The following is a 13390-nucleotide window of genomic DNA, read 5'->3' on the forward strand; positions in this document are numbered from 1 at the left end:
GCATAGCCACACTGACGGTGACAGGGGCTTTTATAGCCTTTCCGCAGGTAATCACTCCCCAATTCAATCCACCTGCCCCTGTAATCCCGGCCAAAGCTCCGGATTCGCAGACAGATTCCATACGGATTCCATTTCCTGTAAGCCAGCCCATTCCACAGAGCTACGAAGACCTGATGAAGCAAGAACTCGCAGCCGATCTTTCAAATCCGTCAAACATATCGACGGTTGCCGAATATGACCCACAGCTCGGCTGCTATGTCATTCGTACGCGCCTCGGTGAATATGACATCACGACACCGTTTTATCTGACACCGGAACAGTACAACAACTGGCAGACTCGCAGACAGATGCAGCAATACTTCAATCTGCGCAACTCAGAAGCCATGACAAAGCCTGACAAAGAGCCATTCAACATCCTTGATATGAATTTCGCTCTTGGTCCTCTTGAAAAAATATTCGGCCCCGGCGGTGTGCAGCTCAAGACCCAAGGCTCGGTCAACATAGCTATGGGTGTCAAGACTAACAAGACTGACAATCCGGCTCTCTCTCTCGACGCAAGAAGAAAGACTTATTTCGATTTCGACCAGAAAATACAGGCAACGGTAGCGGCCACCGTCGGTGACCGCATGAAGTTCAACATGACCTACAACACCGATGCCACCTTTGATTTTGACTCAAAGAATCTCAAGCTCGCCTATGAAGGCAAAGAAGATGACATTGTCAAATCAATCGAGGCCGGAAATGTCTCCATGACCACCGGTTCGTCGCTAATCAGAGGAAGCACAGCCCTATTCGGCATAAAGACAAAACTTCAATTCGGCAAGCTGACGGCCACGGCACTCGTGTCACAGCAAAATTCGCAATCTACATCCGTTAGTTCGAAAGGCGGATCGCAGACAACCGATTTTTCAATCAAAGCTGATAATTATGATGCCAACAGGCATTTCTTTCTGGGACATTATTTTCGTGACAACTACGACAATTTTGCCTCACGCTTGCCTTTTGTCTCATCAGGCATACAAATTACACGTATTGAAGTCTGGATAACAAACCGCAACGGACGTTTCGACCAAAGCCGAAATTTCGTTGCCTTCATGGACCTTGGAGAGAGCAACCATCTCGCAAGCAACTACTGGCAGGGCAATCAGGCTTATCAACAACCGTCCAACCTCTCCAACAATCTGCTCTCCGTCATCAAAGAGGATTATCCCGGCGCACGCAATATCAATACTGTCACCCAAGCGCTTTCTCCTCTTAACGCCTATGGGATAAACGGAGGTATTGATTATGAAAAAGTCGAATCCGCACGACTGTTGTCATCATCGGAGTACACGCTCAACTCCACCCTCGGCTATATTTCGCTAAAAAGTGCCCTTGCAGCCGACGAAGTGCTTGGTGTCGCATACGAATATACCTATAACGGCAAAGTATATCAGGTGGGAGAATTCTCGGCCGACATTACATCGACCGACCAATCCCTCTATCTGAAAATGCTCAAGTCGACAACCGTCGCACCAAAACTGCCGATGTGGGACCTCATGATGAAAAATGTCTATTCGCTCGGCACAACAATGATCCAGAAGCAGAACTTCAGGCTCAACATAAAATATCTGAGCGACACGACCGGCACAGAGATAAACTATCTGCCCGTGCCGTCAATTTCAAACGTCCCGCTGCTTCAGGTCATGAATCTTGACCGCATAGACTCAAACGAGGCATCGAATCCGGACGGATTTTTCGACTACATCGAAGGTTACACCGTGCTCTCCAATCAAGGAAAAATAATATTCCCCGTCGTTGAGCCTTTCGGCACTAACCTTGAAAAGAAAATCGGTAATCCTGCGCTTGCCGAACCGTATCTCTACCAGCAGCTTTATGACTCGACACAAGTTGTGGCCCGCCAGTTTGCCGACAGGAACAAATTCATTCTTTCAGGCCGCTACCAGTCATCGGGAGGTGGCTCTCAAATCCGTCTTAATGCGTTCAACGTCCCTCGCGGATCTGTTGTCGTGACAGCCGGCGGTGTTGTGCTTATCGAAAACAGCGACTATACCGTAGATTATGCAATGGGAGTCGTGACTATCACCAATCAGAGCATAATAGACTCCGGTCAGAATATCAGTGTGTCGCTCGAAGACCAGTCGCAATTCTCAATGCAGCGCAAAACGCTCCTCGGCCTTGACCTCAACTATCAGTTCAACAAGGACTTCAATGTCGGGGCTACGCTCATGCACTTTTCGGAAAAGGCTCTGACAGAAAAGGTCAATATCGGTGATGAGATTGTCAACAATACCATATGGGGGCTTAACATGCAATACAACACGCGCTTCATGTGGCTGACAAATCTGCTCAACAAAATTCCGACAGTGAACGCCGTGCAGCCTTCGACACTCAGTGTGCAAGCAGAATTCGCCAACCTCATTCCCCACAAACAGAAGAGCGGCAGCAATAACGGTTCGTCATACATTGATGATTTCGAATCCGCACAATATGGCATAGACCTGCGCTCGCCATATTCATGGTTTCTTGCATCGACACCATATGACCCGTCAGGAGATGCTCTGTTTCCGGAAGCGGCTCTTTCAAACGATGTCACTTATGGTAAAAACCGAGCACTGATCAACTGGTATTTCATCGACCGCATGTTCACTGCACGAAACTCATCCTTATGCCCGGGATATATAAAGAGCGACACGAAACAGCTTAACAATCCATATGTCCGTGAAATCAAAGTGACAGAAGTTTTTCCCGGTCGCGAACAGACATATGGTGAAGCAAATACCATCCAGACGCTCAATCTTTCATTCTATCCCTCCGAACGAGGACCATACAATCTTGACGCGACAGACATTGACGATGAGGGAAATCTTCTGTTTCCTGAACGCAGATGGGGTGGCATCATGCGCAAGATGGATAATACCAATTTCGAGTCGTCAAACATCGAATACGTCCAGTTCTGGATGCTTTCGCCATTCCTCGACCCTGACAATGACAACCTGTCGGGCGGTGACCTCTATCTGAATTTCGGTGAGATTTCAGAAGATATCCTTAAAGACGGTCTTAAAAGTTACGAAAATGGCATTCCGGTCGATGGCAACGACCAGTTCCTACAGACGACAGCGTGGGGACGCGTATCTTCACAGAATTCCCTGACATACGCATTTGATAATAATACGAACTCGCGACTTCCTCAGGACGTCGGCCTTGACGGGCTCATCAACGATGATGAATTCGGATTCTCGTCATATTCAAACTATCTTGACCAGCTCCGCGCAAAACTCCCAGCTTCGACAATCGAGCGCATGCAGTCTGACGCATTCTCGCCATTCAATGACCCTGCGGGCGACAACTATCATTTCTTCCGTGGATTCGACTATGACGAACAGCGCCTTGGAGTGCTCGAACGCTATAAACGCTACAATGGAGTGGAAGGCAACTCACTTTCGCCACAGGACGCTCCTGACCCGCTATATCAGTCATCGCGCGCGCTTCCAGATGTCGAGGACATCAATCAGGACAACACGCTTAATGAATATGAACGCTATTTCCAGTATAAAATCTCCATACGCCCGGAAGATCTGGTCGTAGGCAAAAACTATATCACCGACAAGCGAACTGCAATAGTGGCCAACAGCGACGGCACAACACAGGAGATGGTCTGGTATCAGTTCAAAGTCCCCTTGAGTGATTATCAGAAAGTGGTCGGCAATATCTCGGATTTTTCGACCATCCGTTTCGCACGCATGTTCATGACAGGCTTCAAGGCTGTCACCCATCTTCGTTTTGCCACACTTGAGCTTGTCAGAGGCGAATGGCGTCCATACATGTTCAATCTCAACACACGCGGTGATTCTCCGGCCGAGGGAGATCTGGATGTATCCGTGGTAAACATCGAGGAAAATATGCAGCGTGAACCTGTAAACTACGTGCTGCCTCCCGGTGTCACACGAATCTCAGATCCGGGCCAACAGCAGATTGTGCAGCTTAACGAGCAATCAATGTCGCTGAAAGTCACCGGACTTCAGCCCGGCGATGCTCGTGGCGTATATCGCAACACACAGCACGACCTGCGCAATTATAAGCGCATGCAGATGTGGGTTCACGCGGAAAAACTACTTGATGACCATACGAATCTACGCTCCGGGGAAATCTCGGTTTTCATACGTCTCGGCTCTGACGTGAAGAGCAATTTCTATGAATATGAAGTGCCATTGGAGCTCACCCCGTTCGGCAAATATGCTCAGGACGGAGCAGACCGCTATATCGTATGGCCACGGAGCAACTACATGGACTTCGAGCTACAGAGTCTTGTCGATTTGAAAAAGGCTCGAAACCGCGCTAAAAATGAACAGCAGCCCGGAGTCGGATTCGGAACTCTTTTTACCGGACGTGATCCTTCAAACGAGCGCAACCGCATGGCTGTGATGGGAAATCCGTCGCTCAGTGACATCCGTGTGATGATGGTTGGCGTACGCAACAACGCCTCCTCGGCAAAAGATGCAATCGTCTGGCTGAACGAACTGAAGGTCACTGATTTTGAGAATTCCGGAGGATGGGCTGCAAAAGGCAATGTCAATCTCGGTGTTTCAGACATAGCCACACTCAATCTCGGCGCTCACATGGAGACCGCCGGATTTGGCTCTGTCGATCAGTCGCTCAATGCCCGCCGCATTGATGATTATTCACAATATAATTTTGCAATGCAGGTAGACGCAGGTCGCTTTCTACCTGAAAAAGCCAAGCTCCGCGCCCCGGTCTACTACTCAGTTTCAAAAGAAAAAATCACTCCGAAATACAATCCGCTTGATCAGGACGTAAGGTTGAAGGATGCCATTGACGCATGCACAACCGAGGCTCAAAAAGACTCAATCAGAGCTTTTGCAATCGAGAACAGCACCGTCAAGAGCTTCTCGATTTCAGGGCTGAAATTCGATGTGAAATCCAAGAACCCAATGCCATGGGATCCGGCCAATTTTACGCTCAATTTCTCCTTCAACAAGCAATCCAAGACAGATCCGACCACCGAGTACGAGAACACCAACGACTATCGCGGATCGTTCCAGTATAGCTACACGCCATATGTCAAAGGCCTGCGCCCCCTCAGCTTCATCAAGAGCAAGTCAAAGCATATGAAATTTTTCAAGGAATGGGAACTGAACTACGTTCCTACGAACATCTCATTCCTTACCACCATATCACGTTACTATTATGAATTGCAGACGCGTTCAGAAAGCGATGTGGATTTTCAGCTCCCGGTCTCCGTCAGCAAAAACTTCATCTGGGACCGTCAGCTCGCTCTGACATGGAATCTCACAAAATCACTTTCAGTCAACTTCAACAGTAACACTTCTGCCCGCATCGAAGAGACAATGGGTGCGGTGAACCGTAAGCTGTTCCCCGACAAATACAAGGAATGGAAAGACACCGTAATCCAAAGTCTTCTCCATCTCGGCACGCCGTGGAGCTACAACCAGAGTTTCGTGGTCAACTACCGTGCACCTTTCAACCGCATCCCGGTTCTTGACTGGTTAACAGGCAACGCATCATATAACGCAACTTACCGCTGGGATCGAGGAGCTGAAATTGACGGTGTCGCGATGGGCAATTCCATAGCAAATCAGGCCGCATGGAACATTGACGGACGTGTGAATTTTGAAACCCTCTACAACAAATGGAGCTATACAAAAAAGGTCAACCAACGTTTCCAAGCACGACGTTCACAAGCCAAGCCCAAGAAAGCAAAGCGTTTTGAACGCACATATGCACTTCTGCCAGATACCACCCTAAACATCCGTCACAACCTGCGCAATGCAAAGGTAAAAGTGACTGCGACAACAATCGACGGAAAGCCCTTCCGAGTGACGCATAAAGTTATTGACGCCAACAATGTCGCAATCCTCACCCGTGGTGACCAGAATCTTAAATTCACCATCGAGGAAAACCTTAAAGAGGAAAAATCAATCTGGACTGAAATCGGCCAATACGGAGCAAGGCTGCTCATGTCGCCACGGTCCGGTTCTGTGCGTTTCCGCTCAACTCAATCCCTCTCCCTGCCTCTTTTCCGTCCTGAAATCGGCAACATATTCGGGCAGTCACGCAGCTATGGCCCGATGTCGCCGGGTCTTGATTTCGCATTCGGTTTCGCAGGTGAAAACTATATCGACAAAGCTCTGCGACAAGGCTGGCTCATAACCGACGACGGCCAGACTTCTCCTGCCATTTTCTCGCGCACCAACGAATTGAATATCGAGCTGACACTCGAACCGATACGCGGGCTCAAAATTCTGCTGACAACCAACCGCACCGACAACCGCACGAAGTCAACACAGTTCATGTATGACAACATGCCTACTTCACTTGCCGGTTCGTATACCAAAACCCATGTCGCGATGAAAACAGCATTGAAGCATTTCAAAGCAGACAATGGCTACGAGTCTGAAGCATTCAACCAATTCCTCGCGAATATTCCAATAATAGCCTCTCGCGTCAGAAACGAGTATGAGGGGCTGCTCTACCCTATGGGCGGAGCAATGGAAGGCAATGTCAATGCCGGCAATCCTTTCAATCCTGAAGTCGGCGACGTGAGCCAGACCAGCTCTGACATCCTCATCCCGGCATTCCTCGCGGCTTACACCGGAACGAATCCGGCAAAACAATATCTCACACCGTTCCCCTCGTTTGCCAACGCACTTCCCAACTGGAGAGTAACCTACGACGGTCTTCTCTATATAGGCAATCTCCGCAATATATTCAAGTCATTTACCTTAAGCCATGCTTATCAGTGCACCTATTCCGTAGGCTCATATTCCTCGTATCTAAACTGGATGAGCGCCGGAGCTCCTGACGGCAATCTCGGCTTCACAATCGACGAACTTACAGGAAATCCCGTCCCGACATCCCCCTACAACATCTCATCAGTTGCCATCACCGAAAAATTCGCACCTCTCATCGGGGCTGCCGTGACATTGAAAAATGACCTTACACTGTCGGCTGAATACCGCGACGCCCGCACTCTGACACTCAACACCTCGGCAGGACAGATTGTCGAGGCCAATCAACGCGGGATGACTTTCGGACTCGGTTATAAAATCATCGGATTCAACACTGTGCTGAAAATGAAGGGTTCAGGAAGAGGCATATCAAATGACCTCACACTAAATGCCGATTTCAATTTCTCAGAAACACAGGCGCTCATCCGAAGAATCGAAACCGCCTACACTCAGGCGACTTCCGGAACACGAACCCTGACGCTAAATTTCACCGCGTCCTACATAATGTCGCGCCGTCTTACGCTTGGAGCATTCTTCGACCATCAAGTCAACACCCCTATCGTGTCGTCAACATCATATCCTACGACAAACAGCTCCTTCGGATTCAACATCAACCTGTCTCTGGCAAGATAACAACGATTGCAGGGAAACGCAGGCTGTACGGACCGCAAAGCATTTTCTTTTTGTCGAACCTTGATTGCTGATATAAACTCTTTGGATACACCAAAGGTTTTATTATCATACTATCTTCAATTGTTCACGACAAAATACACGATATGCGACAGATAATAACCCACTTTACAGACGACGATTTGTATAAGTTCACAATGTGCTGCTCTGTCATTGACAATTTCCCACGCGCACAGGTCAAATATACATTCATCGACCGGGATGCCACGGTTTATCCGACCGGATTTGCAAAAGAACTGCGAGCCCAGATTTCAGCACTTGAAAATCTAAAAATAAGCGATGATGAAATTGCTTACATGAAACTTCGCTGTCCATACATACCGTTATGGTTCTACACCTTCTTAAAAGGATATCGCTATAATCCGAAAAGCGTGACCGTCAATCAGGATTGCGACGGCCATCTGTCAGTTGAAATCGAAGGAAGCTGGAGCGATACGATATTATTTGAAGTAAAAATCCTTGCAATCATTTCGGAACTTTACTATGAAATGACAGGCGAGGCAAAAAATTTCGACCTCGATAAATACTATCACCTCTCATTCGATAAAGCCACGCGTCTGCTCGATGCAGGATGCCGGTTCAGCGATTTCGGCACACGCCGAAGGGCTTCTTTCGCTACTCAGGATACGGTTGTAAAGGCCATGACAGATTGCGCCACCCGACATTCGGGAACGGGCGGTTTCACAGGGACAAGCAATGTTTATTTCGCAATGAAATATAACCTCATACCCATAGGCACAATGGCTCATGAACTGATATGTGCCATTGCCGGCATGTATGGACCGCAGATGGCAAACCATCTGGCAATGAAAGCATGGTCTGAAACCTATAGAGGCGCACTCGGAACATTTCTTTATGACACTTATGGATGGGACATATTCAGCATGAATTTCTCAGAGGATTTTGCGAATATGTTCAAGGGGTTGCGCGTGGACAGCGGTGACAATCTTGAAGAGTTGCAACGAATCGTCGACAAGTATCGCTCTCTCGGCATCGATTCAAAGAGTAAACAAGTCGTGTTCAGCAACGCTCTGAATGTCGACAGGGCGATTAAAATTCAGGAATGCGCAGCCAAAGTCTGCCAGCCGTCATTTGGAATAGGAACACATTTCACAAATGATTTCGAAGGGATAGAGCCCCGAAATATAGTCATCAAGCTCGTAGCTGTAAAAATCACGGAAGCATGGACTTTTTTCAACGAAACCTGCAAACTGAGCGAAGACAAAGGCAAATATTCCGGAAATCCGGAAGTAGTCAAACGCTTTATGGACATATTACATATCAATTAAGCCGGATATTTTAAAGACGAAACACTCCCTTTAACGTCACTGGCCGCTTTGGCTTATATAACCACTGTTCAGCATCGGCTGAACAGTGGTTATATATATTCGTTATCTTTTACCTTTGATTTTTTGTCCTATCCACCAGATAAGACCATATACACTTAGAACAATCGCAGAATTTACGATTAAAGCGGTTATAAAGCCCGGACAGGCGCAAATAACGATGAATATAATAAGTATTGCCCAAAGGACTATTCCAATCATGGTTGTAAGATTTTAAGTATGCGATAAGTTACGAAAATATACTGTATCGGTTGATGATTGGTATTATTAGCTACGGCGACAGCTTAGGTCAGTTGTATCAATCCGGAATTCCGTCTGAAATCCGACAGATAGAATTCGAATTCAGGATATTGTTCCAACAAAGGCTTTACCGCATGGACAAAAGTAATGAAATCATATACAATCAGGTCGATATAGCTGCGATGAGTTCCGGTAGCTCCTCCTAAGACCTGACCGAGATTCATCGGCCCAAGTATCATGTCGGATATTCTGTCCTCAATGTCATAGCGAAGATTCAGAATATCATTGTCGGCTTTATTATCAGGATTTTGAAAAGCGATAAACACGGCCTGCGCACCAAAGCTGTTGATATGGTCAAAAATATCTGTCGCATCATTATAGTAGTCGGCCACAACGGAATCGAGACAAGTAGAGCCTGTTATTACGTCGTAGCGCAAATCGTCACTTTCCTGTGGATTCATTCGATAAGAGCTGTAAATCTCCTTGGGATTCTCAAAAAACTTTTGACCATGAGCCACCAATGTCTCTTTGATATGTTTTCTCAGTTCGGGCAATGGAATCATAGCGTCCTCAGACTCCGCGGCCTGCTCAATAGCGTCGATATACTTAAACGAAACGCCCTCTCCAAGAGTGTTTTCCAGTATAACCCACATAGCTCCGCCGCTTTCATTCTCTGACAGCGCATTAAGGCTCTTTTCGTAGTAGGAAACGTGGAACTTTCCGATTCTTTCATCATATGAAGCACGCACCATTATCCGTGCAGTATCAATGTCAGCGCCATACATTCTGAAGCCGAAAGCTTGGTCAGTTCCATGATTGAATGAGTTGAATTTCCATTTTGCCTTCAGGCTTTCAGGCATACATGAAATTATATAGGGATAAAGGATGAAGAGATCCGGCCAACCCTCCACCGAAAAAGTAAACTCATGGTCACCTCCTAAATTGTAATTCATGTTTTCCGATATCATAGCGCTACCCTCCCGGACAAATGCCATGAAATCATCGGCATCCTCCTGCGTCTTAGCATGAATCATATCAGACAACTTCCTCTCATTCTCCACAAACCATTTCCAGAATCTTTCGACACGTGCAGCCAACGGCATATAGATATTGCATTGGCGAATGAAGTACAGCGCGTCTTCATCATCCGGATCCAGTGCGTGAGCTTTGTTGAAACAGCGGAGAGCTTCGGCATTATTGTCAATATAATACTGCGAATAGCCCATCCTGAAGTTCCAAACTGCATCATCTTCGCCTTCCTCCCTGACAGATTCAAGCAACTCTGCGGCTTTGGCATATTCGTTAATATTATTGTAAGCCCTTGCCAAAAAACCTATTGCATCATAATCACGCTCCGCAGCCGGAAGCCGCTCCAAAGCATTAATGATTTCCTTATGACGGTCAGCCGCGTGCCAATCGGCAATCTGTTTCTTTAATTCTTCATTCATATCTTCAATCCGTATTATCTCAGTAAATAAGCAATTTTCATGGAGTCTCCACCCAAGGCTTTGTCTTGACCTATCAGCCTGACAAACTTGCGAGAATACCGCTATTCGCAAATTTAGTAAAAAAACTGAAAGCTTCCTACACAAGAGGATTAATAGACATACTTAATTGCAATAAATCAGCCAATATATCATAAAAAATCCATATCTTTGCGATTGATGGGTGGTTTGCATTCTTGGAAGAAGGCAAACCAATGAACGCATATCATCCTCACCAATACAAAAATTTAAATAAGAATGGCTATTCTATGAGGATAAAGACCGGGATGAAATATCATATACATGCGGATAATAGCATAATCATGGCCAAACAGGGGCGATGATACAAATAGATATGCAAAAGATTGAATCATTGATGACAGGAATAAGGGATTATGTATAATTTTGCTGATGCAAACGGATTTAAGATACATATCAACCATATTAAGGCAAAATATATAAAACAACCAATCTAATTATCAAATGAGAATCCTGTCTTCAATCATCTTAGCCGTATCATGTATCACATCCGCATACTCTCAGGCACGCCTTTATGAGAATGAATTTCCACTATCTGATGTAAGGTTGCTCGACAGTCCTTTCCGACATGCGATGGACCTTAACACAGATATATTGCTCAGCTATGACACCGACCGCCTGCTCGCACCTTATCTGAAAGCAGCCGGACTCAATCCAAAAGGGGAAAGTTTTGTCAACTGGGATGGTCTTGACGGTCATGTAGGAGGACACTACCTGTCGGCTCTTGCAATCCACTATGCAGCAACCGGCAATGATGCGCTTAAAGAACGAATGGACTATATGCTGTCGCAACTGTCAATGTGTGCCATTGCAAGAGGCGACGGATATGTAGGCGGAGTCCCGGGTGGCGATGCCCTGTGGAATTCAATCCGAAAAGGCAATACAGGTGAAATATGGAATTATTGGGTTCCATGGTACAATATCCATAAAATATATGCCGGACTACGCGACAGCTGGGTGTACACAGGATCTCAAGTCGGACGCAACCTATTCCTTGGCATGTGTGACTGGGGCATCGGTGTAATTTCATCGTTATCAGATGCCCAGATGGAGTCAATGCTTGACAACGAATTCGGAGGAATGAACGAAGTCTATGCCGATGCTTATGCCATGACAGGCGACAAAAAATATCTGGAGGCCGCACGCCGATTCACCCATCATCAGCTGTTCGATGATATGGCTGCCGGAATTGACAATCTTGACAACAGGCATGCAAACACCCAAGTGCCAAAAGTCGTAGGATTCCAGAGAATTGCCGAGCTTGATTCTGACACTGACTATGAGAAAGCGTCACGTTTTTTCTGGGAAACCGTAGTCTATAACCGTTCTCTATCAATCGGAGGAAACAGCCGACGCGAACATTTCGCCTCAAAGGCCGATGCAAAAAGCTATGTCGATGACCGCGAAGGCCCGGAGTCATGCAACACCAACAACATGCTCAAACTTACCGAGGGACTTTTCCGCATGTCGCCAGAAGCCCGATATGCCGATTTCTACGAACGGGCTCTCTACAACCATATTCTTTCAACCCAGCATCCTGACCACGGAGGATATGTCTATTTCACATCCGCACGTCCCGGTCACTACCGTGTATATTCGAAACCTAACTGTGCTATGTGGTGTTGTGTCGGCACAGGCATGGAAAACCATGGCAAATACGGCCAGTTCATCTATACCCATTCCGACGATTCACTTTGGGTCAATCTCTTCATCCCATCCGTTCTCGACTGGAAAGAAAAAGAAATAAAACTGACTCAAGAAACCGAATTCCCAAAAGACGGATTGGTCAGGTTGACAGTCAACAGCACTACACCGCGGACTTTTGGTTTGCTCCTTCGTCACCCCGGCTGGTGTGACGCAATCAAAGTCAAAATAAACGGTGAATCCGTCAAAATAAAATCCAATCCTTCATCCTACATATCTTTAAACCGTGAATGGAATGACGGAGATGTGGTCGAACTTGAAATGCCGATGAAAGTGACCGTCGAAGAACTTAATTATCTCCCTGACTACATCAGTATTATGCGAGGCCCTATAGTGTTGGGCGCGAGATTCGACAACGGCACTCCGTTGCACGGTCTGATTGCCGACGACCACCGTTGGGCACATATCGCCGGAGGCGAACTGGTGTCGGTGTTCGACACTCCGCTACTCATCGGCAAACGTTCTGATATCGTAAAGAAGCTCAATGCGATGAAGCCGGTCGAGGGCAGGGATATGACCTATACGGTTTCCGGTTTATTTGACGAAAAATTCGGCTCTGTAATGCTCGAACCATTCTACCGTATTCACGATTCGCGTTATATGATATACTGGCTGTCAATGACACAGAAACGTTATGACACCTATCGAGAAAATGCCCGTAAAGACGAGGAACGCAGGCTGGCTCTTGACCGCAGGACTGTCGATGCGGTGAACACCGGCGAACAGCAGCCTGAGGCCGACCATTTCATGGAAGCAAAATCATCGGTGGCCGGAAACTTCAATGGCGAACCTTGGCGCGACGCTTCAAACGGAGGATTCTTTTCCTATAAACTAAAGACCGATGGCCGATCGGATTTAATCTTGCGTCTTCGTTACTGGGGTAACGAAAACGGAGCAAGGCGATTCAATATATTGGTCGATGACAACATTATCGCGTCGGAAAATCCCTCGGGCAAATGGGGACGCGATGAGTTTGTTGAAGAAGAATATACAATTCCATCCCATCTGACAGACGGCAAAGAGTTTATCACTGTAAAATTTGCAGGCGAAAAAAATCAGACAGCCGGAGGAATATACCATATCCGCCTCCTTCATCGGGAATAAACAGAATAATGTC

The 13390-nt window shown here is 46.8% G+C and carries 4 protein-coding genes; 3 read left to right on the plus strand and 1 reads right to left on the minus strand.

Translation table 11 applies throughout. The features are described 5' to 3' along the window. Positions 1-17 precede the first annotated feature (17 nt). Together sprA and pncB are read left to right on the plus strand one after the other, a co-directional pair. Entirely contained in the window at positions 18-7403 is a 7386-nt protein-coding gene (sprA, locus tag QZ311_RS00410; RefSeq protein ID WP_297062703.1) for a cell surface protein SprA, read from the plus strand. Between the two features lie 143 nt (positions 7404-7546). Then, positions 7547-8749 (plus strand): nicotinate phosphoribosyltransferase, encoded by a 1203-nt coding sequence (gene pncB, locus QZ311_RS00415; RefSeq protein ID WP_297062705.1) that lies wholly within the window; start codon positions 7547-7549, stop codon positions 8747-8749. Positions 8750-9090: 341 nt separating this feature from the next. Here the strand turns inward: pncB and QZ311_RS00420 are convergent, their stop codons facing one another. After that, positions 9091-10494 carry a tetratricopeptide repeat protein gene (locus tag QZ311_RS00420; RefSeq protein WP_297062707.1) on the minus strand — a complete coding sequence of 468 codons (1404 nt, stop codon included), beginning with the start codon at positions 10492-10494 and terminating at the stop codon, positions 9091-9093. A gap of 519 nt (positions 10495-11013) precedes the next feature. Here QZ311_RS00420 and QZ311_RS00425 point away from each other — a divergent pair. Beyond that, positions 11014-13377: a glycoside hydrolase family 127 protein gene (locus QZ311_RS00425; RefSeq protein WP_297062708.1), complete on the plus strand. Its 2364-nt coding sequence runs from the start codon at positions 11014-11016 to the stop codon at positions 13375-13377. The last annotated feature ends 13 nt before the right edge of the window (positions 13378-13390 follow it).

Origin of the sequence: uncultured Duncaniella sp. (assembly GCF_910578445.1) — a bacterium.
Lineage (GTDB): Bacteria > Bacteroidota > Bacteroidia > Bacteroidales > Muribaculaceae > Duncaniella.

Excerpts from the sequence above, each read along its gene's own strand:
- pncB (WP_297062705.1), top strand. The coding sequence starts at position 7,547 with ATGCGACAGATAATAACCCACTTTACAGACGACGATTTGTATAAGTTC.
- QZ311_RS00420 (WP_297062707.1), bottom strand. The coding sequence starts at position 10,494 with ATGAATGAAGAATTAAAGAAACAGATTGCCGATTGGCACGCGGCTGAC.
- QZ311_RS00425 (WP_297062708.1), top strand. The coding sequence starts at position 11,014 with ATGAGAATCCTGTCTTCAATCATCTTAGCCGTATCATGTATCACATCC.